Annotated in this window: 20 protein-coding genes; 3 read left to right on the top strand and 17 right to left on the bottom strand. The window is 62.7% G+C overall.

Features of this window, described 5'->3' with window-relative positions:
- Positions 1-6: 6 nt before the first annotated feature.
- The 9 genes from OLX23_RS24895 to OLX23_RS24855 all read right to left on the bottom strand — a co-directional run bounded on the left by OLX23_RS24895 (position 7) and on the right by OLX23_RS24855 (position 11750).
- On the bottom strand, positions 7-498 hold the full coding sequence (locus tag OLX23_RS24895) for an aromatic-ring-hydroxylating dioxygenase subunit beta (RefSeq protein ID WP_264448057.1): 492 nt from the start codon (positions 496-498) through the stop codon (positions 7-9).
- A complete protein-coding gene (locus OLX23_RS24890) occupies positions 491-1855 on the bottom strand; it encodes an aromatic ring-hydroxylating dioxygenase subunit alpha (RefSeq protein WP_264448056.1) in 1365 nt (454 codons plus the stop codon). The genes OLX23_RS24895 and OLX23_RS24890 overlap by 8 nt, the downstream gene beginning before the upstream one ends.
- A 103-nt stretch (positions 1856-1958) precedes the next feature.
- Positions 1959-2807: an SDR family NAD(P)-dependent oxidoreductase gene (locus OLX23_RS24885; RefSeq protein ID WP_264448055.1), complete on the bottom strand. Its 849-nt coding sequence runs from the start codon at positions 2805-2807 to the stop codon at positions 1959-1961.
- A 24-nt stretch (positions 2808-2831) separates the two neighbouring features.
- Positions 2832-3725, bottom strand: coding sequence for a VOC family protein (locus OLX23_RS24880; RefSeq protein WP_264448053.1), 894 nt, complete (start codon positions 3723-3725; stop codon positions 2832-2834).
- Between the two features lie 129 nt (positions 3726-3854).
- A complete protein-coding gene (locus OLX23_RS24875) occupies positions 3855-4565 on the bottom strand; it encodes a GntR family transcriptional regulator (protein ID WP_264448052.1) in 711 nt (236 codons plus the stop codon).
- Positions 4566-4661: 96 nt separating this feature from the next.
- Complete coding sequence (locus tag OLX23_RS24870) at positions 4662-5426, bottom strand: glucose 1-dehydrogenase (RefSeq protein WP_264448051.1); 765 nt, start codon at positions 5424-5426, stop codon at positions 4662-4664.
- Positions 5427-5483: 57 nt separating this feature from the next.
- Positions 5484-6446: a hypothetical protein gene (locus tag OLX23_RS24865; protein ID WP_264448050.1), complete on the bottom strand. Its 963-nt coding sequence runs from the start codon at positions 6444-6446 to the stop codon at positions 5484-5486.
- Complete coding sequence (locus OLX23_RS24860) at positions 6443-9973, bottom strand: indolepyruvate ferredoxin oxidoreductase family protein (RefSeq protein WP_264448098.1); 3531 nt, start codon at positions 9971-9973, stop codon at positions 6443-6445. The genes OLX23_RS24865 and OLX23_RS24860 overlap by 4 nt, the downstream gene beginning before the upstream one ends.
- Entirely contained in the window at positions 9957-11750 is a 1794-nt protein-coding gene (locus OLX23_RS24855; RefSeq protein WP_264448049.1) for an acyl-CoA dehydrogenase, read from the bottom strand. The genes OLX23_RS24860 and OLX23_RS24855 overlap by 17 nt, the downstream gene beginning before the upstream one ends.
- 147 nt (positions 11751-11897) lie before the next feature.
- On the opposite strand from OLX23_RS24855, the gene OLX23_RS24850 reads away from it, so the two are divergent.
- Positions 11898-12677, top strand: a complete 780-nt coding sequence (locus tag OLX23_RS24850) for an SDR family oxidoreductase (RefSeq protein ID WP_264448048.1) — start codon at positions 11898-11900, stop codon at positions 12675-12677.
- 83 nt (positions 12678-12760) lie between these two features.
- On the opposite strand, the gene OLX23_RS24845 is transcribed toward OLX23_RS24850, so the two are convergent.
- The 7 genes from OLX23_RS24845 to OLX23_RS24815 form a co-directional block, all read right to left on the bottom strand.
- The gene (locus OLX23_RS24845; protein WP_264448047.1) at positions 12761-13828 is read right to left on the bottom strand and encodes a phosphotransferase family protein; all 1068 of its coding nucleotides are present in this window, start codon (positions 13826-13828) and stop codon (positions 12761-12763) included.
- Complete coding sequence (locus OLX23_RS24840) at positions 13825-15021, bottom strand: acyl-CoA dehydrogenase family protein (RefSeq protein WP_264448046.1); 1197 nt, start codon at positions 15019-15021, stop codon at positions 13825-13827. Before OLX23_RS24840 ends, OLX23_RS24845 begins: the two co-directional genes overlap by 4 nt.
- Before the next feature lie 73 nt (positions 15022-15094).
- On the bottom strand, positions 15095-16621 hold the full coding sequence (locus OLX23_RS24835) for an acyl-CoA carboxylase subunit beta (protein WP_264448044.1): 1527 nt from the start codon (positions 16619-16621) through the stop codon (positions 15095-15097).
- Positions 16622-16693: 72 nt separating this feature from the next.
- Complete coding sequence (locus tag OLX23_RS24830; RefSeq protein ID WP_264448042.1) at positions 16694-17947, bottom strand: acetyl-CoA C-acetyltransferase; 1254 nt, start codon at positions 17945-17947, stop codon at positions 16694-16696.
- A gap of 264 nt (positions 17948-18211) precedes the next feature.
- Entirely contained in the window at positions 18212-19258 is a 1047-nt protein-coding gene (gene dmpG / locus OLX23_RS24825) for a 4-hydroxy-2-oxovalerate aldolase (protein ID WP_264448041.1), read from the bottom strand.
- On the bottom strand, positions 19255-20184 hold the full coding sequence (locus OLX23_RS24820; protein WP_264448040.1) for an acetaldehyde dehydrogenase (acetylating): 930 nt from the start codon (positions 20182-20184) through the stop codon (positions 19255-19257). The genes dmpG and OLX23_RS24820 overlap by 4 nt, the downstream gene beginning before the upstream one ends.
- A 4-nt stretch (positions 20185-20188) precedes the next feature.
- Positions 20189-20974, bottom strand: coding sequence for a 2-keto-4-pentenoate hydratase (locus OLX23_RS24815; protein WP_264448039.1), 786 nt, complete (start codon positions 20972-20974; stop codon positions 20189-20191).
- Between the two features lie 127 nt (positions 20975-21101).
- Here OLX23_RS24815 and OLX23_RS24810 point away from each other — a divergent pair, with 127 nt between their 5' ends.
- Positions 21102-21872 carry an IclR family transcriptional regulator gene (locus tag OLX23_RS24810; RefSeq protein WP_264448038.1) on the top strand — a complete coding sequence of 257 codons (771 nt, stop codon included), beginning with the start codon at positions 21102-21104 and terminating at the stop codon, positions 21870-21872.
- A gap of 134 nt (positions 21873-22006) precedes the next feature.
- Positions 22007-22759 (top strand): SDR family NAD(P)-dependent oxidoreductase, encoded by a 753-nt coding sequence (locus tag OLX23_RS24805; protein ID WP_264448037.1) that lies wholly within the window; start codon positions 22007-22009, stop codon positions 22757-22759.
- A 36-nt stretch (positions 22760-22795) separates the two neighbouring features.
- Here the strand turns inward: OLX23_RS24805 and OLX23_RS24800 are convergent, their stop codons facing one another.
- Positions 22796-23755, bottom strand: coding sequence for an alpha/beta hydrolase (locus OLX23_RS24800; protein WP_264448036.1), 960 nt, complete (start codon positions 23753-23755; stop codon positions 22796-22798).
- Between the last annotated feature and the right edge of the window lie 104 nt (positions 23756-23859).

The following is a 23859-nucleotide window of genomic DNA, read 5'->3' as shown; positions in this document are numbered from 1 at the left end:
CGTCGGTCAGACCGAGTATATGTCGAGAGGACATGGAATCTTGTCGTTCATGACTATGATGTGCCGCTTGGCTATTTTGAGGCCATCATCGGTGAGCCTCAGGACATGCTTCTGCGTACCGAAGAACTGGTACGTCGCCTCGAGGCGATAGCTGAACGCGGACCAGCTCGAACCGACTACGATGTCGCCGTCGGCGCCTTGCTCGAAGTGTCCGCAGCTGACCAGGTGCGCGGTGCGAGGGAGCGGGATCGAGGCGAGCGACTGACCTGTGCGGATCCGGTAGACCCGATCTTCAAGTCCCGCCCGGCTCCCGTAGTAGATGAGCGAGATTTGCTCCATCGGGTTTGACCCCAACGAGCCATCCTCCAAATAGCACGGCAACCAGTACTCCGCTTCCGGCAGGTAAAGAGCGAGCCACGCGTCCCAGTCCTGCTGATCCAGCAGCCAGCCTTCGCGGGCCACCAAAGCCGCTGCTTCATTGAACAGCGCTTCAGGCATTCAACGTCTCCCTTGGTGAGAGCGCCGCTTCGCCCATCCCTCTCAGCAGGAGGTCCTGCCAATGGTGATGCTGGTTCAGGTAGATCGCCTCGTCCTGCAGCTGGGTGCCGGAGAAGCGAGGCCGGATCCCCAACTCGGCCGCCCGCTCGTCTCCGCCCTCAATGACGTTTTGCGAGCCGCGCGACACATCGCTCCACTCGAGGTTGGAAGCGTGGAACCCTCGCTGACTGGCGTTGAAGGCCGCGACATCGTCCGGCGTTGCCATGCCGCTGGCGTTGAAGAAATCCTCGTACTGGCGGATCCTGTTGGCGCGCTCTTCAGGCGAGTCGCTCTTCGGCGCAAAGCAAAGCGTCCTAATTTCTGTCTTCCCGGTCGAAAGCGGATGGATGATGCGGATCTGGCTGCTCATCTGATCCATCAGGAACACGTTCGGATACAGGCACAGGTTCCGCCAGCAGTTGATCATCCACCAGCCCTTCGCGCTGCCAGAGCGATCGGTGATTTCCGCTTGGTGGTTCCAGGTGGCGCGCACCTCGGGGTTGGGAGACTGGTTCCACAACACGACGTGGCCATTCCGAAAAGCGTAGAACCCACCCGGGAACTTGGAGAAACTCGCAACATCCATCGGTTTGACACGGGCATTGGCACCGTCGAGCTGGGCGCGGTTCTTCGTCGTAGCCACATAATTGCCGTGGATTGTGTTGACGTGATATCCATCGACGCCGTTCTCGGTCTGAAGCTTCCAGTTTCCTTCGAAAGTGTACGCCTGGGGTCCTGGGATTATTTCGATTTCGCCGTTGGGGTCTTGCTCCACGATCATGTCGATGAACACTTTCGCCTCGTCGAGATGATCTTCCAAGCTCACCACATCAGCCGACAAGCTCCCAAAAATGAAGCCGCGGTAGCTCTCGACATGGGCGACGGGCATCAAGTCCAGGTCAGCTTTTCTGAAGCCGTCGCCATAGCCGGCGACCGGAGAATCGCCGAACGCCAGCAACTTCCCCGATGAACTGAAGGTCCAAGAGTGGAACGGACAGGTGTGCCGCCGGGCGTTCCCGCATTTCGCGATTTGAAGTTCGGTGCCGCGATGCGTGCAGCTGTTCAGGAAGCCGACGACATCCCCCTCGCCGGTGCGGGTGATGATCACCGGCTGGCGCCCGATGCGCGTGGTGAAAAAGTCGTGGTGGTTGGGAATCTGAGCTTCGTGGCCGAGGAACACCCAGTTCTGCTCGAAAATATGCTTCATCTCGAGCTCGAAGAGCTGGTCGTCCGTGAACGCGGACCTGCGAACTCTGAAGAGCCCGCCTTCGTGGTCCTCAGACAGCATTCCGGTGATTGTGTCTCGGGTGATGGGCATCGTCTTCCCCACGCATCGTGTTCAACTGACATGCCAGAATGCTAGAACGGTGTAAACCCTCTCGACGAATGATCCGAAATTCTCGTGTCAGGCGTTCGCGAGATCAGCCGTCTGACGGATCCGTGTACTTCGCGGTCGTCTCGTCGAACCGGGCGCCTCGGCTCGCCTTCATCTTCGGGAGCCAATAGGGCAGCTTGGTCATCATTCCGCCGTCGACGACCAAGGTCTGGCCGGTGATCATCATGGATTCCGCCGAAGCAAAGAAGACAATCGCATTGGCGACGTCGATGGCTTCGGCGAGCCGCGGCAGGGGCGTTTCCGAGGCGAACAGCTCGAACATTTCGCGGCCCATGGTCTTGCGGCCACGCGGCGTCAGGATGGCCCCTGGCACGACCGCATTGCAGCGGACGTTGTCACGGCCGTAGGTCGCGGCCACCTCGCGGGTGAGCTGGTTCACGCCGGCCTTGGCGGCGGAATAGGCTGTCAGATCAACCGTGGCGTCGAACGACGAGGCGGAAGACACGTTGACGATACTTCCGCCGCCACCACGGATCATGGGCGGCAGGCTGTATTTGCAAGCCAACATCGTGCTCGTCAGGTGGCCGGCGAGCGTCAAGTTCCACATCTCCGTGGTCATATCGACGACTTCGCAGTCCGGCGCGATCGAGCGCGGTATGCCCGCACTGTTCACAAGGATGTCGAGCCGGCCGTATTGGCCTACGGCAAATTCAACCACTCCGCGGATCTGATCTTCTGCGAGGATGTCGGTGCGCCAGAATGCGGCAGTCGCCCCGCTAGCGGCGAGATCGCCTACGATCGCCTCGCCGCGCTCGGCATCCACGTCGGCAATCACCGTTCGCGCGCCCAACTCACAGAGGCGACGAACCGTCGCTTCGCCGATACCCGAGCTGCCGCCCGTGACGATCGCGACTTTTCCCTCCAGACCGTTCACCGCGGCCACCTCGCCCCGGCGACCTTACAGCTGAACATCAAGGCCGATCCCGGTCGCCTCGGGGCCGTGGCCAAAGACATCCAGGTGGTGATACGAACGTTGCGGTTCCGGCTTGCAGCCACCCCAGCCCAGTTCCATCAACCAGCCCGAAGGCGTCGCCGAGTAGAACGTGAGCGCCTTGTCGTTGGCATGCTTGCCCAACTGCAGGGCGACTGGGATCTGGCGCTTTCTGATGATGTCGTGCGACGCCCCAAGGTCGTCGATCGACTTGTATTCGAGCATCATGTGGTTCAGCAGCTTCCCGTCCGAGGGCACTCCGAACGCGATCGAATGCTGCCGGTCGTTACAGTGCATGAAGAACGGCTTGATCACGCCGCCTGGGGTGCCGAGATGATATTCGATCGAGCCGGACAGCCCCAGCATACGGTAGAAATCGTAGGTGGCCCGCATGTCTGTGGACGCGATCAGACAGTGTCCAAGTCCGGCATTTTGCGTGACGAAACCGTCGTGCATCCGGCGCCCCGGGTAGAACGGGAAATGCGTATCGACGCGCGGGCCATAGAAGATCTCGACGGGAACGCCGGCCGGATCCTTCAACTTCAAATGCCCGAGAACGCTGCGCTCCTCGTTCTCTTCCAAGGTGGCGACAGTGTAGTCGATACCGTTGGCCGAGAGGAGCTCCTCCATTTCGCGAAGCTCAGGCTCGCCGGCCACGCGCCAGCCCATGTAGGCGAGGTCGTCGCCCTCGCCCACGTGAACGACGAAGCGATGGTGCCAGTTGTCCATGCGCAAGTAGAATCGATCACCCTCGCCTTCGTCGTGCACCTCCAGCCCGACGCATTGCGCCGCGTAGTCCTTCCAGGCAGCCCCGTCGGACACCGTAAGGCCCATGTACCCGAGCTCAGTTACCGCAACCATGCATCCCATCCTTCGTGAATCTGGCGTTCAAGTCGAAGGTCTGCAGGTAACATGTCAGCATGCCACATGCAAATGCTTGCAGGCGTCGCTGCCACGGTCGTGGCCAGCTGAACCGTGGCAGCGCCGAAGCTAGTCGAAGACCAGGGCGGGTTTTCCGAGAATGTGGCTGCGCATGAGGGCCGCCGCGCCCTCCTTGTCACCCGCGGCAATCAGGTCGGCGATCTTCGTACGCTCCTGATTTAACACGTTGGCAATCTTGGGGGCGAGGCTGGAGATGCCTTGCCAAAGGTAAAAGCTTGCCAGGTTTCGCATGCCGCTGAACTGGCCCTCGAGCATCGGCGCCTTTGCCATTGCCCATATCTGCTCATGGAACGCATCGATATAGCGGATATAAGCCGCTCGCGCCGGCACCGCGCCGAGGTCTTTGACCGGTGGCGGCTTGATCGCGCGCAGCTGCCCAACTCCAACCTTCGTCTTGCGCTCTACGGCCAGTTCGACGGCGGTCGCTTCGATGGCGCTGTGGATGCGGAAAAAATCGAAAATCTCTTCCTTGGAAGGCTTCACGACCCGGCAACCGACCTGGGGCAGTACCTCCACGTAACCCGACGCACGCAAGTGTCCTATAGCCGCGCTGACGGGCTGACGGCTGACTTCAAAGGTTTCGGCGAGCATGTTGAAGGATAGGTTTTCGCCAGCCTTGTAGTAGCCCATGATGAGGCGGCGCTCGAGTTCGGCGACGATTTCTCCCGCCTTGCCCGTAGGAATGTTCATGTTCCTGCGATTTCCGTTCCGCCTCTCCGCGGCGGACTCCTGAATCAGGGCATCAAGGCCATCGTCCATCTAGATCTCCAGTATAGTCCCGGTGCGTGAACCTGATCGTTGGTGGTCCCGAGCATAGCACGTCATCTGCACGTCGGCCCTTATCCGGTCCCAGGATCACCGCCCGCACGATTCCATCCCACCATCGCACGGGATAACAGCGCCGTGCACGAAGGAAGAAGCGCGCGAAGCCAGAAAGAGGCACAGGCCGCCAATATCCTCTGGCTTGCCAAGACGACGCAAAGGGACACTCTCGATCACCTTTGCCTCGACTCCTTCCAGCACGCCGCGGGTCATGTCGGTAGCAAAGAAGCCAGGCGCAACCGCATTAACGCGAATGTTCCTCGGGCCAAGCTTGGCTGCCAGATGCCGGGTCAGCATGATCAGTCCGGCCTTGGAGGCGGAATAGGCAAAGCTGTCGAACGGCGGCGGAGAAAGTCCGTCCACAGAGGCGATGTTGATAACGCTTGCGCCGGCCGCCGAACTTTCCAGCGCCGGGAGCAGCGCCTGCACCAGAAAGAACGGGGCTTTGAGGTTGATGTTGAGGGTTTTATCCCAGCCGGCTTCGGGAAACTCCCCCAGCGGAGCGCCCCAAGTGGCGCCGGCGTTGTTGACGAGCACGTCGAGCGTGCCGAACCTGTCGACGACGGCGTCGGCAAGCCGCTCGATTTCGCCTACTTGCGACAGATCGGCAGGGACGGAAAGGCAGTCCCCGAACTTCGCCAGCTTCGCTGCGAACTGGTTGCAGTCGGCCGCCTTGCGCGAGGCGATCATCACGCGCGCGCCATTCTCGACGAAGCTGCGGGCGATCATCGCGCCGATCCCTCGCGCACCGCCGGTGACGAGCACGGATTTCCCGCTTACTTCAAAAAGCCCGCTCATGCTTGCCCTGCCGATCCGCCACGCACCGTACTAGCTTACAAACCCTCTCGTCCGTACTTATCCGGCACCGGCGTCCATCTGCGCCAGCTCTTCCTGGTAACCAGGGTAGGAATCCTTGAAGCTGGCGACATTGAGCACCATGGACGCCAGTACCTCCGTTCCACCGGGGAGGAACACATCTGAGCGTACCCAGCAGCTTTCGGTGCGCTTGCTTGCCGATAGACCGATCAGAGTGCGTTCGATCTCGTAGTCGGTGTCCGGCAGCAGTGGGCCACGCCGAAGCCTGATTTCCTGATCCACGAACAAATCGACGGTCGGCTTCTCGGGCAGCCAGGGGTCACTCTCCGCAACGTGATGGACCAGCACGCTGATCATCTCGATGGGCAGGATCGGGCCTCCCCAGGGCGTTTGGGCGCCCTGCTCGTACCAGGGGCTCGGCTCGGTGATGTGGGTCAGCTTTTCGCGCAGGGTGAATGGATAAAGCGCCCCCATCGTCCGATCGTACCCCAACGACGCTCTCACCCGGGAGCGCTGCATTCCCAGGCTGACGTTCCGGAAGATCACCCGGCGGGGATCTGCCAAGAGCAGGCCGCGAAGCTTCTGCTCCAGGGGCGTCGGCTCGCTTTCGCTGCCCACCATCGCGGTGCCGCGTAGGACCTCCGTGCCGTCTTCCTTGGTCATCCAGACGGCCAGCTGCGTCTCGCCAGCAGCAGGCTTCGCCATGAACGCCTTGACCTTCTCGCCTTCGAGCACCGCCGCCTTGTAGCTCACGGAAAGGCCGCCCTCCGATAGCCAGCGGTCACCCCAAACGTGGCAACACAACGGGGCGAACTGGCTGAAGTGGGTCGGCCCCTCGATCGGAGCGGCCGCGAAGCCCATCTGCCGGGCCGTTGCGTCATCGTGAACCGAAGCATGACCGCCGTAAGTCTGTTCGGACAGCAAGTTGCGCGGGTCGCGCCAAGGTCCGGAGAACGCATCTTCGGTTTCGTCGACAGTGGATGCGAATGCCTTGGTCATCATACCAGCCCCTTCTGCAGTGCGCGTGGCGGCGTTAGATCGAGTTTCGGGTCCGGCTCTGTCCCAACCAGAGTCTGGCTCTGCGCGAGCGCCTTGTTCTTGATGTGGCCAAAACCCGCGATCGCTTCCGGTTTGCGCGCGAGGTCCGTGGCCGCGGCCAGTCCGAGCCATCCGAGGCGCTCGCAAAGCTCCGTGATTTGCTGCTCATAAGCATCAGCCAGCCCGCGCTCGATCTTGCGTTCCGCCTGATACCCGAAGGGGTCGCACGGCGTGCCCCGCAGCCACTTCAGCTTCGCCAAGACCTTGAGGGCAGAAAACATCCAAGGCCCGAAGTTGCGCTTGCGCGGTATGCCCGAGGCGCGGTCGCGGCGCGCCAAGAGTGGGGGAGCCATGCTGAACTCGAGCCGGAAATCGCCTTCAAACTGTTCCTTGATGCGGCTTTCAAACCGGCCGTCCGTGTAGAGCCGGGCCACCTCATATTCGTCCTTGTAGGCCAGAAGCCGGTGAAAGTTCCAAGCGACCGCGCGCGTGAAGTTGGCGGCTTCTCCGGCAATCGCCATTTCGGCCGAGCGGGCTCTCTCCACCAGGGCAAGGTAGCGGTCGGCGTAGCTCCGGTCCTGATAGGCCACGAGCTCAGCCTCACGCTGGCTGATCAAGTCGTCTAGGCCGGCGACCGCGTCGCCGCGGGGTTCACGGCCGCCGCCGGCTGCTCGGTCGACCGCAGCCATGTCGTGAGCCGCCAAGCGTCCCCAAGCGAACGCATCGAGGCTGCCCCGAACGGCCACGCCGTTGAGCTCGATGGCGCGGCGGATCGCCTCTCCGGACAACGGTATCCAGCCGCGCTGCCACGCGAAGCCCATGAGGAACAGGTTACTCGAGATCGAGTCTCCCATGAGGCGGGTCGCCAAGTCCGTGGCGCGGGGGAAGTCGCTGTCGGTCCGGGTCAGGCTTCTCACCCTGCGACGCTCCGCCTCGGCCGAGAGGTCGATCGCGCCGTTGGCGACGAAGGCCGAGGTGGGTGACACGTTGTCGTTGACCACCGCGCGTGTCCGGGCGGGCGACAGCCGGCTCGCCAGATCGTCGCCGGCAGCGACGACCATGTCGCAGGCGAGGAGGAGGTCGGCGGCGCCAACGCCGATGCTGGTCGCGCCGAGCAAGGCTTTGTCTTTCGCGATCCGCACATGGCTGGCGACCCCGCCGTTCTTCTGAGCGAGCCCGGTGTTGTCGAGCACCGTGACGTATTTCCCGTCGAGGTGAGCCGCCATTCCGAGCAGCGCGCCGATGGTGATGACGCCCGTCCCGCCGATCCCGGTGACCAGGATGTTGAACACTTGATCGCCGCTCCACATCGTGGGCTCGGGAAGTTCCTCCCGCAGCACGTCGGCCGGCGACATCGCGGCTTGGCGCCGCGGCGTGCCGCCATGCACTTTGACGAAGCTGGGGCAGAACCCTTCGATGCAGCTGATGTCGGTGTTGCATTCGGACTGGTCGATGCGGCGCTTGCGGCCGAATTCGGTCTCGAGCGGCTTCACCGCAATGCAGTTCGACTTGACCGAGCAATCGCCGCAGCCCTCGCAGACCAGGTCGTTGATGAACACACGAGTGGGCGCAGCCGGCAGGTTCGACCGTTTGCTCCTGCGGCGCTTTTCCGCGGCGCAAGTCTGATCGTAGACCAGGACCGTCAGCCCGCCGATGGAGCGCAGTTCCTTCTGAACTTCCTCGAGCTCGTCGCGGTGATGCACGGTCGTGTTGGGCGGAAAGGCCTGACCGCTGTGCTTCGCCGGGTCATCGGTGACGATGGCGATGCGCTTGGCGCCTTCGGCCGCCACCTGCTCGGCGATGATCGGTACCGTCATCGGCCCGTCGTGATCCTGTCCGCCGGTCATCGCTACGGCATCGTTGAACAGTATCTTGTAGGTGATGTTGACCCCGGCCGCGGCTGCGGCCCTGATCGCCAGCAGGCCGGAATGGAAATAGGTGCCGTCGCCGAGGTTCTGGAAGACGTGCGGCTCATCGGTGAACGGTGCCTGTCCGATCCACGCGGCCCCCTCTCCTCCCATCTGCGTGATGAACGACGTGCGCCGGTCGGCGATCGAATAGGCCATGCCATGGCACCCGATCCCCGCCATCGCCCGGCTGCCTTCCGGCACCTTGGTGGAAATGTTGTGGGGGCAGCCGGAACAGAAGAACGGCGCGCGGGCGAGGTGACCGTCCCCTGCCTCGGGGCGACCCACCGCCTCGAGACCAGCGATCCTGGCGGCAAGGTCGGAGACATCCTGGCCCATCCGGGCCAGCCTGCCGACCACCGCGCGGGCGACCAGCAGCGGATCGAGCTCGCCCGTATCGGGCAACAGCTCATGCCCCGTCTCGTCCCGTTTTCCGACCAGCCTGGGGCGATGGCTGCGGTTGACCAGCAGCGTCGCCAGTTGGGTTTCGACGAACGCTTGCTTCTCCTCGACGACGAAGACCTCGTCCGCGTCGCCGATGAAGCTGAGCACCCCATCCGGCTCCAAGGGCCACGACATGCCCACTTTGTACAGCGCCAAGCCGCGCGCCATCGCGCTTTCGGTGTCGATCCCCAGGTCGGCGAAGGCCTGCAGCAGGTCGTTGTAGGCCTTGCCGGTACTGACGATCGCCAGTCGCGGGTTTTCTGACCGGAAGACGAGGCGATCGATCGGGTTGGCCGCGGCGAAGGCGCGAACGGCCTCCATTCGCGGTCCATGCAGCCGGCTCTCCATGGCCAGCGGCGTATCGGGCCAGCGGATGCCGAGTCCGGCGTTGGGCAGGCCCTGGGCACCCGGAAGATCCAGTTGGTCCTCCAGCTCAGCGAAATCGACCACCGCGCTGCTCTCGACCACCTCGGTGGTGGCCTTGAGACCGACCCAGCAACCTGAGTAGCGTGACAGGGCGAAGCCGTGCAGGCCGAACGCCAGGAGTTCCTGCACGCTCGCCGGATTCAACACCGGAATCATCGCGGCCGCCATCATCGGCTCGCTCTGGTGCGGCAGCGTGGAGGACTTGCAGGCGTGATCGTCACCCATCACGGCAACCACTCCGCCGAACTCGGAGGTGCCGGCTGCATTGGCGTGCTTCAGCACATCCATGCTGCGGTCGACGCCGGGGCCTTTGCCATACCAGATCCCGAACACGCCCTGGACATTCGCTTCGGGCGTCAGGACCACCTGCTGCGTGCCCCACAAGCTGGTTGCGGCGATGTCCTCGTTCACGCCGGGCACGAAGTGAACCTGGTGCTCCGAAAGGTGCTGCTTGGCCTTGCGCAAGGCGTCGTCGTATTGCCCGAGCGGAGAGCCGCGGTATCCGGAAATGAAGCCGGCCGTGTTCAGGCCGGCTCGGCGATCCCGTTCCCGCTGCAGCATCGGCAGGCGCACGAGGGCCTGGATCCCGGTCATGAAGGCCGAGCCATCTAGCCGAGTGTACTTGTCGTCTAGTTCAACCTGTCTCATGTGTGTGCTCCGGGCCGGAACGTCGTGCCCATGTTTGGCGCCCCTGCGGTCACAGCCAGTGGCCAGGCGTATCGAGGACAGTGCGGTCGCACTCGCCGATCCGGGCGAGCACCGCCCTGGCTTTCGGCAGCTCCCACTTGAGGAAGTACCGCGCCGCGGCCCGCTTGCCGTCGTAGAAGTCGCCGGCCTTTCCGTGCGCGGCGATCAGCTGCTCCAGCCAGATCCATCCGATCACCAAGTGGCCGAACGTCTCGAGGTAAGGCGAGGCATTGGCCAAGACCGCCTCTGCTGGATCGAGTCGGTGCAGCTGGCGCGTCACCGCCACCACCTCGCCCAGGAGATCCTCGACCTGTTCGGCGTGATCGGCGATCTCATCGCCGAGAGCGCTCGCTCGATCGCAGCTAGTCCTAACCTCAGCCGCGAAGATATCCAGCGCTGCGCCGCTGGCCATCGTCACTTTGCGGCCGAGCAGGTCCAGCGCCTGGATACCATGCGTTCCTTCGTGAATGGCGTTCAGGCGATTGTCCCGGTAGAACTGCTCGACCGGAAAGTCGCGGGTGTAGCCGTACCCCCCATGCACCTGGATCGCGAGACTGTTGGCGAGGAGGCAAAACTCGGACGGCCAGCTTTTGGCCACTGGCGTGAGCAGGTCGAGCAGGAGCACCTTGGCGTCCCGCTCCTCGGCAAGCTCGCTGCAGCGCATCTGGTCGACCAGTCGGGCGCAATAAAGATTGAGCGCCAGCGCTCCTTCCACGTAGGCCTTCTGGATCAACAGCATGCGCCGGACATCGGGGTGTTCGATAATCGGCACCGGAGCGCTGCCGGGATCCCGCTGGCCGGCCAAGCGGCCTTGCAGCCGGGTACGAGCGTAATCGGCCGAGTGGAGGAACCCGGTGTAACCGATGGCGGCGGCGCTCATGCCGACGCCAATCCGGGCCTCGTTCATCATCGTGAACATTAGCGAGAGGCCCTGCCCCTCCGATCCGACGAGATAGCCGATCGCTCCGGCCTCGCCGTCGGGCGTAAATGCCCCTTCACCAAAATTCAGCGCCGCGTTCACCGTGCCGCGCTGCCCCATCTTGTGGTTGAGAGCCGCGACGACCACGTCGTTTCGGACCTTCGATCCGGTGCTGGGCTCGACGTCTCGCGGGACGAGGAACAGCGACAGCCCCTTGGTCCCAGGCGCCGCTCCGCGGACGCGGGCGAGGACCAGGTGCGTGATCGAGGTCGCCAAGGCGTGATCGGCACCCGAAATCCACATCTTGTTGCCGAACAGGCGGTAGCGTCCGGTCCCGTCGGGCACCGCCGTGGTGGCGATGTCCCCGAGCGACGATCCGGCCTGAGGCTCCGACAGGCACATCGTGCCGAAGGTCTCGCCCGCCAGGAGCGGCTTGGCGAATTTATCGATCTGCTCAGGCGAGCCATGAGTGATGAGCAAATTCGCCGCCGCGGCACTCAGGAGACCGTATCCCGAGATCGCGGGGCTCGCGGCCTGGAGCCACGCGAACGCGGCCCGGTCGATCACGAACGGGAGTTGTCCGCCGCCAATCTCCGCCGGCTGGGATGCCGACAGGAGGCCCGTCTCAGCGAACGCGGCCAGGGCTTCGGCCGTTTCGACCGGGAGGACGACCTCGCCACCATCGCTCAGCTTCGGCTCATCCCGGTCGGCAATCCGATTGGCGGGGAGGAAGTGTTGCTCGGCCAGCTTCTCCGCCAGGTCCATAACCGCGACCAGTGTCTCGCGGTCGTGCTCCGAATACCGGGGCGCCGACAGCAGGTCCTCGACCGCGAGCCATTCGAACAGAACGAAATCGAGATCGCGGCGCGACAGAATCAATGACATGGCATGTGTCTCCCCGCTTGCCGCGGTCGGCGGGGCCACACACGCTTACGGGCGCGCGGCACTCGTCATTTTCACTAGCGTCTGACATGTTAGTATGCAAGTCTGATGTTGGCTTGGAGATGCCGCAGGCGCTAAAAGGAGGCCGAAATGGATTTGGGGATCGCGGGCCGGCGGGCGATCGTGTGTGGTGCCAGCCGAGGCCTGGGCCGTGCGGTGGCAGGGGCCTTGGCTGAGGCCGGGGCCGAACTCGTGATCAACGCTCGCGGCGCCGATGAGCTGGAAACCGCCGCCGAAGATCTGCGTCGCCGATATGGCTGCGCAGTCCATACCTTGGCTGGCGATCTCACCACCGAGGCAGGCTGCGCGAAACTGAAGGAAGCGCATCCAGACGCCGACATCCTGATCAACAACGCCGGTGGCCCGCCCGCAGGGGACTGGCGCGATCTCAGCCGTGACGACTGGAACAACGCGGCGAATCGCAACATGATCGGTCCGATCTTCCTGATGCGGGCCTATCTGGACGGAATGGCCGAACGGCGCTTCGGCAGGGTGGTCAACATCACCTCGATCGTCGTCAAAATGCCGAAGGAGATGCTGGAGCTATCCGTGGCAGCCCGGCTTGGCCTAACCGGTGCGGTCAAGAGCATCGCGCGGACCGTCGCGGGCAGCAACGTGACGATCAACAACGTGCTGCCTGAGCTTTTCGACACCGACCGTCTGCGTCAGAATTTGACCACGATCGGCAAGAAGCACGGGCGCAGCCTTGACGACGAAATCGTAGCCCATCTGGAAAAGACGCCCGCCGGACGCCTGGGGCGCCCTGAAGAACTTGGCGCGACCTGTGCCTTTCTCTGCAGCCAGCACGCCGGCTTTATCACCGGGCAGTCGATCCTCATGGATGGAGGTTTCTACCCCGGCCTGTTCTGATCGTAGCCCGGGTCCGACCGATCGCCGAATGGCTCTGCGGCGGCAAGATCACTGCGGCACGAAAGCCGCCGACCGACTGTGCTTTAGTGGAGGCGCGATTCCGTAACCTGCCGCCACGCGAGTTCCGCCAACTCGGGGAACAGTTCGGCACGCTGCTGCGCCTGGGCCGAGGAAGCAGTTCCCCTGAGGACGCGCCCCTTGATGCCGTGGAAGATGGCCGCCAGGCGGAAGAAGTTGAAGGCCATGTAGAACTCGTACGACGGAATGGACGATCGCCCGGTCCGTTCGCAATAGGAACGCACGTAGTCCTCCTCCAACGGAATCCCGAGAGAACGCACGTCCGCCCCCGCCAAGCCCGCCACTATGTGGGGAGGCATGCGGTACATCATCGCGTGATAGCAGAAGTCGGCTACGGGGCTGCCGAGCGTGGAGAGCTCCCAGTCCAGAACGGCGATGACTCGCGGTTCCGCCGGATGGAAAACCACGTTGTCGATTCGGTAGTCCCCGTGGATCAGGGTCACCTTGTTATCGTCGTGCGGGATATTGTCCGGCAGCCAGGTGATCAGCCGATCCATGTTCGGGTCACGCCCTGCCGCTGAGTCCTCAAGGTACTGCTTCGACCAGCGCCCGACTTGGCGGACCAGATAGTTTTCGGAAGATCCGTAATCGTCCAGGCCGGCCCTTCGGTGATCGACATTGTGCAGCCGTGCCATGACTTCGTTCATGGAATCGAAGTACCGATGCCGTTCTGCTTTCGCGACCTCCGCGATCGTGCAGTCCCAGAATATGCGCCCTTCCACCAGTTCCATGACATAAAACGGTGAGCCGATGATCGCGGGGTCGTCGCAGAGCGCATAGACTTCTGGGACCGGGAAACCTTCGCCCCCCAGTGCCGAAATGACCCTGGCCTCGCGTTCGATCGCGTGCGCCCCTTTGACCAAGGTCCCGATGGGTTTTCTTCGCAGGACATAGTCGCGTGCGGGGGTTTCCAACCTGTAGGTCGGGTTGGACTGACCACCCGGAAATCGCTCAACGCGAAGGGGACCGCCAAAGCCAGCGACGGTTTTTTCCATCCAGCCGATCAGCAGACTCGTATCGAAGTTCGCTTCTGAACCGGTGCCGCGGTGGAGACGAATGGAAGCGTCGGTCACTTGCCGCCGCCTTGCAGGTGCTCGCGCTTGATCTTCTTGGCCAAGGACCATTTGTGCACCTCGGTCGGGCCATCGTAGATGCGAAAGGCCCGGATTTCGCGGAATACCTGCTGGACGATGGTGTCGTCGGTCACGCCCCGCCCCCCCATCACCTGGACGCAGCGATCGGCCACGCGCATCAGCGCCTCGGAGACGGCAACCTTTGCGATCGAGCTCTCGGCCACGCCCAATGCGCCGGTGTCCAGGATATCGGCTGCCCAATCGATCGTGAGGCGGGCCTGCGTGAGCTCGATCAAGTTGTCGGCGAGCATGAAGCCGACGCCTTCGTGATCGATCAGCAGCTTGCCGAAGGCCTCGCGGGAACAGGCATAAGCCGTGGCAATCTCATGGGCGCGGATACAAGCGCCGAGCCAACGCATGCAATGGGACAACCGCGCGGGCGCCAGGCGCTGCTGGGCGTACTGGAAGCCTTCGCCCGGCCGGCCGAGCATTTCCGACTGGGGCACCCGGAGGTTCTCGATCGCAACCACGGCGTGCCCCCCCGGCATGGCGCTGTCGATGGTGTTCAAGATGCGTTCGATGCGGATCGCGGGATTGGGCAAGTCGACCAGGAACATGGCGGCGCCTTCCGGAGCCTTGGCCATGACGATGGCCACTTGCGCCCCCGCTGCTCCGGTGGCGAACGTCTTCCTCCCATTGATGACCCAGTCGTCGCCCTCTGGCTCGCACAGGGTTTTCATCATCGACGGATCGGATCCCGCGCCGCCGTCTTCGGCAGGCTCGGTCATGAGGAACGCCGAGCGGGCGCGACCGGATACCAGCGGGTCGAGGAAGCGGGTCTTCTGTTCCGCGCTCGCCACCTTGCCCAGCAAGTACATGTTGCCTTCGTCCGGCGACATCGTGTTGCAGGCGATCGGGCCAAGCGGGGACAATCCGCTCTTGACCAGAATCTCGGCCGTATCGCGTTGCGACAGGTGCGTGCCGTCGGGCCGTATGTGCGGCGTCAGGACACCGGCTTCGCGGGCCTTGTCCCGCAATTCCTGAACCAGTTCATCAGATGGGCCGTGGGGCCCACAACGCGGATCCTTTTCGAACGGAACCACGCTCTCGCGAACGAAGCGCTCGACGGAAAGCGAGAGTTGTTCGATAGATCCGTCACGTCGCGGCGCGATTGCTGGGACAGTTTCAAGCATCTGGTTTCCTTCGGCTTTCAGCGCCCGCAGACGTGTCGAGGTGCTTCGCTCGCCTGCTCGGCAGCCCCGAGCCTTAGAGCGGAATGTTCCCATGCTTCTTGCGCCGGCTCTCGACCTGCTTGTTGCGCAGCTTGCGCAAGCCGAGAGCGATCCGCCGGCGCGTTGAATGGGGGTGGATGACCTCGTCGATGAACCCCTTCGAGGCGGCCACGAAGGGGTTTGCGAAGCGATCTTCGTACTCGCGGGTCCTCTCGGCGATGCCTGCCTCGGTCTCGCCCCGAAAGATGATCTCAACCGCGCCTTTCGCACCCATCACCGCGATCTCGGCCGTCGGCCAGGCGTAGTTGAGGTCGCAGCGCAGGTGCTTGGAAGCCATCACGATATAGGCCCCGCCATAAGCTTTCCGGGTGATGATAGTAATCTTGGGAACCGTCGCCTCGGCATAAGCAAACGCGAGCTTCGCGCCATGCTTGATGATCCCGTTGTGCTCTTGCGCCGTGCCCGGGAGAAACCCTGGCACGTCGACGAAGCTGACGATTGGGATGTTGAATGCGTCACAGAAGGCTACGAAACGCGCCGCTTTTTTTGACGCATTGATATCCAGCACACCCGCCATGACCAGCGGCTGGTTGGCCACTATTCCCACGGTGCGCCCTTCGACCCGGCCAAAGCCGCAGAGAATGTTGGCGGCATGCTTTGGCTGGATTTCGAAGAACTCCGCCTCATCGACAATGGTCTGGACCACCTCCCGCATGTCGTAGGGCTGCGTCGGCGACGATGGCACGATGGTATCGAGGCCGAAGTCCTTGCGATCCCAAGGATCGGCCGAGGGGCGGACAGGCGGCTGATCCCGATTGGATTGCGGAAGGTAGTCGACGAAATCCCGGACCCCGAGGAGGGCTTCTATGTCATCTCGAAAGGCAAGGTCGGCGACGGACGTCTTGGTCGTATGGGTGACCGCTCCTCCGAGTTGCTCCTGCGTCACCTGCTCGCCGGTGACCGTCTTGACCACGTCCGGGCCCGTGACGAACATGTAGGAGGAATCCTCCACCATGAAGATGAAGTCGGTCATCGCCGGCGAGTAGACCGCGCCGCCCGCGCATGGGCCCATGATGACCGAGATCTGAGGGATGACGCCGGAAGCGTCGACATTGCGCTGGAAAATCTCGCCATAGCCGGCAAGCGACGACACCCCCTCCTGGATGCGCGCGCCTCCTGAATCGTTCAAGCCGATCACAGGCGCACCAACCCGCATGGCCATGTCCATGATCTTGCAGATCTTCTGCGCCTGACGCTCGGACAAAGAGCCGCCGAATACAGTGAAGTCCTGGCTGAACACGTAGACCAGACGGCCGTTGATGGTCCCCGAGCCAGTGACGGCGCCGTCGCCCGGAATCACGTTCCGCTGCATATCGAAATCAACGCAGTTGTGCTCGACGTAAAGGTCCACCTCTTCGAAGCTGCCTTCGTCCAACAAGATGTGCAGGCGCTCGCGGGCGGTCAGCCGGCCCTTGGCATGATGTGCGTCGGTGCGGCGCTGACCGCCGCCCAACTCGGCGGCTGCCCGACGCCGCTCCATTTCCAGGATATTAGCTGACACTACCTGTTCACCGACCTTACTGCTTCTGTGTGGTGACGGCTCAATTCCCGCCCGAGCCAGCGAAACAGCGCCTCAGACGCGCTCGATGATGATGGCCGGAGCCATGCCGCCAGCAGCACACATGGTCACCAACCCGCGCTTCTTGTCCTGGCGCTCGAGCTCATCGAGCAAGGTTCCGATCAGGATTGCGCCGGTCGCTCCGATCGGATGGCCCAAGGCAATGGCGCCACCGTTCACGTTGACCTTTTTGCGATCCAGCCCGAGATCGCGGATGAACTTCTCGGCGACGACCGCGAAGGCTTCATTGATCTCCCAGAGGTCGATGTCGTCCACGGTGAGCCCGGCACGCTGCAGGACTTTTCGTGCCGCCGGCACCGGGGCGTTCAACATCAAGGTCGGATCGTCACCGACGTTCGCGGTGGCTACAATCCGGGCGCGCGGCTTCAGTCCGTGCTCCGAAGCATACTTCCCGGACGCAAGGAGAACACACGCGGCTCCATCCACTACGCCTGATGAATTCCCGGCGTGGTGCACATGCTTGATATCGAGATCGGGAAAACGCTTGTTGATGGCACCGCGGAAGGTATTTCCCTCGGCGTCGCAAGGAGCGTCGGCAAGCCCTGCGAACGAGGGCCTTAGCTCAGCCAGATCCTGCGCAGTCGTCTGCGGACGGGGAAATTCTTCTCTGTCCAGGACGAGGCGGCCATGTTCATCGTGTACAGGGACAACACTCCGGTCGAAGCGACCTTCCGCAATGGCGCGAGCTGCGCGAGATTGGCTTTCAAGCGCGAGGGCATCGAGGACCTCCCTGGTCATGCCCTCCATGCTCGCGATGGCATCGGCGCAAACGCCCTGGTGTGCCTGGGGGTGCGCCGCTTGAAGGCGCGCATTGCCGCTGTCGAGGCCGAGCATCGGGGCGCCACGGCTCACCTCCTCCTGCTGGTTCGCGATCGCATGGGACATCATCTCGGTGCCGCCCGCAATGACCAAGTCCTCCATTCCAGACATGATCTGCGCCGCCGCCAAGCTGACTGCGGTAATGCCGCCGCCGCAAAAGCGGTCGAGGGTCATTCCACTCACTTGATAGTCGTAACCGGCGTCGAGCACGGCCATGCGCGCGAGATCGCTGCCCTGCTTGCCCTTCTGAGACGATGTAGACCAGATCACGTCGTCCACGTCCGCCGTGTTCAGGTTGTGCCGCTGCGCGATCGCGGTGAGCACCGAAGCGGCCAGGTGTTGCGGATGCATATGGGCAAGCGCGCCCTTGCCTACCCTGCCAATCCCCCGCGGGGTGCGGACAGCGTCTATGATATAAGCTTCGGTCACCGATCTTCCTTCTAGCGCAGGCCTCGCAGGCAAGGGGTGGCTAGACGCCAGCGACTCGCCCAGCCAAGCAATGTCGCTGAAATTTGCACAGCGACCTACAAATATGTGCCGCAGCAATGCAGCCTTAGTCAAGGGGGTAAGCGGCCGGAGGGCATATGCACCGGAATAGAGGGTCAGGGCTGAGTTCCCAGCAGACCGCTACATGGCTAACCAATTTTTGCACTAAAGTGCGCTATTGTCCGCGCTCCGCGGACTGCAGACGTGTCAGCCGTCCTGCTGTGACCGCCCCGCTCGTTCGACCAGATCGAGCGCGACATCGACGATCATGTCTTCCTGCCCCCCGACCATCTTGCGCCTGCCGACTTCCGTCAGGATCGCGCGAGTATCGATCCCGAAGTCGGCGGAAGCCTTTTCGGCGTGCCGGAGAAAGCTCGAGTAGACGCCTGCGTAGCCAAGCGTCAGCGTCTCGCGGTCGACACGCACCGGGCGGTCCTGCAGAGGCCGCACGAGTTCCTCAGCCGCATCCATCAGCGCATAGAGGTCGCAGCCATGCTCCCAGCCGCATCGGTCGGCGGCAGCTATGAAGACTTCCAGCGGCGCATTCCCGGCCCCTGCCCCCATTCCCGCCAAGCTCGCATCGACTCTCGTCGCGCCGTTCTGGACCGCCACCATGCTGTTCGCCACACCCAGGCTGAGGTTGTGATGCGCATGCACGCCGCGCTGGGTTTCTGGCTTGAGCACCTTGTCGTATGCCTGCAGACGGGCTGCATACTCGTCCATGTTCATGGCCCCGCCGCTGTCAGTGACATAGACGCAATGCGCGCCGTAGCTTTCCATCAGAAGCGCTTGCTGGGCCAAAGCGTCGGGTGAGCTCATGTGGCTCATCATCAAAAAGCCGGACACGTCCATGCCGAGCCCTCGCGCAGCTTCGATGTGCTGTTTCGAGACGTCCGCCTCGGTGCAGTGGGTGGCTATACGGACCGAACGAACCCCCATCTCGTAGGCATGCTTCAGGTCGTGTACCGTTCCGATACCGGGGAGCAGCAGCGTGGTGAGCACCGAATGCTCCACCACCTCCGCGACGGCACCGATCCAATCCCAATCCGTGTGCGCGCCGAAGCCATAATTAAAGCTTGAGCCCTGGAGCCCGTCGCCGTGCGCGACCTCGATGGCATCGACGTTGGCCCGGTCCAGCGCCCGCGCAATCGTTCTGACATGATCGAGGCCATATTGGTGACGGATCGCATGCATCCCGTCCCGCAAAGTGACGTCTTGGATGTAAAGCTTGCCGCTTGGTGGCTGGGCGCTCATGCCGGCAGCCTCTCGGCGATTTTTTCGGCGGTTTTCAGGGCAGCCGAAGTCATGATGTCGAGATTGCCCGCATACTCCGGCAGGTAGTGGGCAGCGCCTTCCACCTCGAGGAAGACGGTCACCTTCAGACCAGTGAACGACTGGCCCATCTCCGGGATCAGAAGCGGCTGATTGTCGCCGATACTCTCGATCTGGACGGCTTGTTTCAGCCGGTATCCCGGCACGTAGGCCTGCACTTCGGCGACCATTCCCTCGATGCTGCGCCGGATCGCGCCCGGATCTGCGGGCTCGCACAGACAGTAGACCGTGTCGCGCATCATCAGGGGCGGCTCGGCCGGGTTGAGGACGATAATCGCCTTGCCTCGAGTAGCCCCACCGATGTCGCAGATGGCTTGCGACGTCGTCTCGGTGAATTCGTCGATGTTGGCACGCGTTCCCGGGCCTGCGCTCTTCGAAGCGATGGAGGCGACGATCTCCCCGTAATGCACCTTGGCCACGCGATTGACCGCGTGGACGATGGGAATGGTCGCCTGCCCACCGCAGGTCACCATGTTCACGTTGGTCGCATCCAGGCAGCTCTCGCCATTCACCGGGGGGACCACGTACGGACCGATCGCCGCAGGCGTCAGATCGACAACGCGTTTACCATGAGCTTGCAGAACTTCGTCGTGATGCCGATGGGCGGCTGCGGATGTCGCATCGAACACGATCCTGATGTCGGCGAACTCAGGCATGGCGACCAGGCCATCGATGCCATTGTCGGTTACCGCCACTCCCATGCGCGCCGCCCGCTCAAGTCCGTCCGAGCGGGGGTCGATACCCACCAAGGCGCTCACCTCGAGTGTCTTCGAAAGGCGCATGATCTTGATCATCAAGTCGGTGCCGATGTTTCCCGACCCGATGATGGCGACCTTGGTCTTGGTCATCGCCTCACCTCTGCCCATAGGTAAAGCTGACCTGGCCGAGGCCACCGACTGTCGCCCGAACATGATCGCCTGGCTTGAGGGCCACCATCGGCCCCAAGGCGCCCGATAGAATGATGGCGCCGGCTCGGAGCGGCTCGCCGCGTTTGGCGAGCGTGCCGGCCAGCCACGCAGCGGCGTTGAGCGGGTGGCCAAGCGCAGCTGCGCCAACGCCGAGCGATACGATCTCTCCGTTGATCTGCATCACCATGCCGGCGGTCCAAATATCCGTGCCGGCCAGCGGTTTGGGCGCTTCTGACAGTACAAAGAACGCGGACGAACCATTGTCGGCAACCGTGTCCGCGAAGGTGATCTTCCAGTCGGCAATCCGGCTGTCCACGATCTCGATGGCAGCATGGACCGATCCGACCGCCGCGGCCACCATCTCAGGCGTCGTATCCGGATCCGCCAGATCCTCGCTCAGGACAAAGGCGATCTCCGCCTCGGCCTTGGGCTGAATGGCGCGCGCGGGATCGAGAAAGCCTCCGTCAGGCACCTGCATGTCTTCGAACAGCACGCCGAAGTCGGGCTGGTCGACGCCAAGCTGCGCTTGCACCGCTTTCGCAGTGAGCCCCGCCTTGTGTCCGACAACGCGGCGACCTTGCGCCTGCCAAAACTGGGTATTGATCGCCTGGACCGCGTAGGCTCCATCGGCATCAACTGGATCCAGGCCATCACGCAGGGGCGCCACGGCCTGCCCCGAGTAGGAATCGCGCAAACGGCGAGCGATCTCGTCATGCACAGGGTCGACCATCGTTCATCCTCACTTTTGCCTTTGCGGTTGAATAGCGGTCCCAGCGCCTTGGCACTACCTGCACGGCGCGCTACATTCTCACTCGATGAGAGATCGTACACCGCAGCTTAGTTCCTTTAAGCGCACCTTGACCATGCTGGAGGCCGTTCTGGAGGACGGTGCGGAAAATAATGTCTCCGGGATCGCCCGAAAACTCGGCGTTCCGGTGGCGACCGCACACCGCCAGGTCGCCACGCTCGTTGCCGAAGGGTATCTCGTGCCGGCCAGCTATGGTCGGCATGTGGCTGGCGCGCGTTTGATGAGGCTTCTGGAGAAGCTTGACGACAAATCTGTGATCGCCAACGTCGCAGCGCCAATTCTGAACCGTGTGGCCAAGAAGGTGCGCAGCATCGTGCAACTCGGCACGCTCGAAAACGATATGGTGACTTACCGCCTGAAGATGGGTGACAGGGCAGACACCCTTTTCACGAAGATTGGCATGCAACTCGAGGCATATTGCTCGGGGGTCGGTAAGGTATTGCTCGCCCATTTACCGCCGTCGGCCAGGAATTCGTACCTGGCGTCCGGGCCGTTTGTCCCCTTGACCCCGCACACGATCATCGACCCTGAGCGCCTGTCAGCAGAGTTGGACCAAATCCGGGAGCAAGGTTTCGCAGAAGATGTGGGTGAAATACTCGAAGGGCTGTTGTGCATGGCGGTCCCGGTTCGCAATCACAACGGACACGTCGTTGCCGCGATCTCGGTCACGCAAGAGGCCCAATCACCAAATAGAACATTGCCGGAAAACCTACTGCCGATGTTGCAGAACGCGGCCAATCAGATTGAGACGGTCGCCTTTGCTGCGCTCCGCCCTGGGCCGATTGACTACGGCGGCTCATCGATGAGAGCGCTGACTTGACGGGCGCGGCACGGTGGAACTAGGCGAGGATACGGCACGTGGTGCACTCGCTCGCTGCCAGTCGCGGCATCCGCAACCGCCAGAGCGGGGCCGCCTAGTGTGCCGGTTCCGCGCTTATCGCTGAAAGATTTGGCATGGCTTTCTACATTGATTTGGCGGGCCGCACGGCGCTTATTTCTGGTGCCTCCGGCGGACTTGGGGCCCACTTTGCGCGGACATTGGCAGCCGCTGGCGCCAAGGTGATATTAGGCGGGCGGCGGATCGAGGCTCTTGAAGCTGTCGCCAGCTCAATTGCAGCCGCCGGGGGCCAAGCAGTAGCCTTGGGCCTAGACGTCAGCGATCCGTCAGCATTGGCAGAAGCGGTCTCCGACGCGCCTCATTTCGACATTCTGGTCAACAATGCCGGGATCGTGCGCGAGGCCGCGGCGATCGCCGTTACGGAGAGCGACTGGGACGCGGTAATCGACACCAATCTGAAGGGCATGTTCCTAATGGCGCAAGCCGCTGCGAAGCGCATGCGCGAAGTGGACGGCGGCTCCATCATCAACATCGCGTCCATTCTCGGTCTGCGCCAAGGCGGCGGCGTCATTCCCTATGCCGTTTCGAAGGCGGGTGTGATCCAGATGACCAAGGTTCTGGCGCTGGAGTGGGCGCGCTTCAACATTCGCGTGAATGCCATCGCTCCGGGTTACATGGCCACTGACCTGAACCGGGAATTCTGGGACACTCCTGCCGGCCACGCCTTGATCAAGCGAATTCCCATGCATCGGCTGGGCGAACCGTCCGAACTCGACCTTCCCTTGCTGATGCTTGCCTCACCAAGTTCGAGCTACATGACCGGATCAGTAGTAGCAGTCGATGGCGGTCACCTCGTGAGCACGTTGTGAGCGGCCCATTTTCGTTTTGGCGCTTAGCCACTGCAGCTATGCCATACGAAACCAATTCCGGATGTCATCGGCAAGAAGTGCCGGTTGTTCTAGTCCCGGAAAATGGCCACCTTTCGATGCTTGCCCGATAGTCAGGCGGGCATAAAGGCGCTCTGCCCAGCTCCGCGGCGGAGGCTCCGACAGGTCATTAGGGAAGAGTAGAAGTCGGGCAGGCACCGTAACCCGGCGATCCCAGCTGACGGCAAATCGCTTCGTCATTGACGCCGAGCTATAGAGGCTGTTCGCCGTGGATATTCCCGCGATCCAGTAAACCATGACGTTGTTGAGCAAATCATCCCATGCCAACGGTTCGGGCACGACAGATTCTGAGGTGGGGTCTGTCCAGCTGCGAAACTTCTCGAGTATCCAAGCTGCGAGCCCAATTGGTGAATCAGTGAGTCCGAAGCTGACCGTCTGAGGTTTAGAACCTTGCAGCGCCGCGTAAGCGCCCTCCTGGGACCTCCATTTTCTGTCTGTTGCGATCCAAGCCCGCTCCGCAGGGGTGAGCTCCGGTCCGGTCATGTCGGGGACACCGCCGACCATGGTGATATGGATCGCCTGCACAACGTCGGCGTGTTCAAGCCCAAGCCGGGTGGTGATCACCGATCCCCAGTCGCCGCCATGGGCCAAGAAGTGGTCAAAGCCGAGCACATCGATCATCAGTCTGCGAAAGTCGCTCGCGATGTTGGTCGGTGTCGTCGGCCGCGACGTGTGGTCGGAAAAGCCATAGCCTGGAAGGCTTGGCACGACGACTGTAAAACCGTCTTCTGCGTCCCCACCAAATCGCTCAGGATGTGCAAGAGGCTCGATTACGTGCAGCAACTCGACAAAGGATCCCGGCCAACCGTGGGACATAAGCAGCGGTCGCGGGCTGCTGCCGGAACCTAGTTCGATGACATAGTGGAGGCGGCGCCCCTCGTCTATTTCGACTCGATGGTGCTGTGTTTCGGCGTGCAAGTGGTGCCCACCTGACTCGGTGATCGGCGCCTAATCGGGGACCACCCCCGGGTCATCTATGGTCGTCAGCTTTTTTGGTTGGCGACGAGGCGGAGGATGACGAC

Origin of the sequence: Novosphingobium sp. JCM 18896, assembly GCF_025938095.1 — a bacterium.
Taxonomy (GTDB): domain Bacteria; phylum Pseudomonadota; class Alphaproteobacteria; order Sphingomonadales; family Sphingomonadaceae; genus Novosphingobium.
Note: the sequence above shows the minus strand (reverse complement) of the source record. Positions and strands in the feature narration are given on the sequence as shown.

Bases quoted from the DNA above. Each gene is read 5' to 3' on its own strand.
- OLX23_RS24850 (WP_264448048.1), top strand. From the start codon at position 11,898: ATGGATTTGGGGATCGCGGGCCGGCGGGCGATCGTGTGTGGTGCCAGC.
- OLX23_RS24840 (WP_264448046.1), bottom strand. From the start codon at position 15,021: ATGCTTGAAACTGTCCCAGCAATCGCGCCGCGACGTGACGGATCTATC.
- OLX23_RS24805 (WP_264448037.1), top strand. From the start codon at position 22,007: ATGGCTTTCTACATTGATTTGGCGGGCCGCACGGCGCTTATTTCTGGT.
- OLX23_RS24880 (WP_264448053.1), bottom strand. From the start codon at position 3,725: ATGGTTGCGGTAACTGAGCTCGGGTACATGGGCCTTACGGTGTCCGAC.
- dmpG (WP_264448041.1), bottom strand. From the start codon at position 19,258: ATGAGCGCCCAGCCACCAAGCGGCAAGCTTTACATCCAAGACGTCACT.
- OLX23_RS24890 (WP_264448056.1), bottom strand. From the start codon at position 1,855: ATGCCCATCACCCGAGACACAATCACCGGAATGCTGTCTGAGGACCAC.
- OLX23_RS24870 (WP_264448051.1), bottom strand. From the start codon at position 5,426: ATGAGCGGGCTTTTTGAAGTAAGCGGGAAATCCGTGCTCGTCACCGGC.
- OLX23_RS24865 (WP_264448050.1), bottom strand. From the start codon at position 6,446: ATGATGACCAAGGCATTCGCATCCACTGTCGACGAAACCGAAGATGCG.
- OLX23_RS24895 (WP_264448057.1), bottom strand. From the start codon at position 498: ATGCCTGAAGCGCTGTTCAATGAAGCAGCGGCTTTGGTGGCCCGCGAA.
- OLX23_RS24855 (WP_264448049.1), bottom strand. From the start codon at position 11,750: ATGTCATTGATTCTGTCGCGCCGCGATCTCGATTTCGTTCTGTTCGAA.
- OLX23_RS24815 (WP_264448039.1), bottom strand. From the start codon at position 20,974: ATGGTCGACCCTGTGCATGACGAGATCGCTCGCCGTTTGCGCGATTCC.
- OLX23_RS24875 (WP_264448052.1), bottom strand. From the start codon at position 4,565: ATGGACGATGGCCTTGATGCCCTGATTCAGGAGTCCGCCGCGGAGAGG.
- OLX23_RS24820 (WP_264448040.1), bottom strand. From the start codon at position 20,184: ATGACCAAGACCAAGGTCGCCATCATCGGGTCGGGAAACATCGGCACC.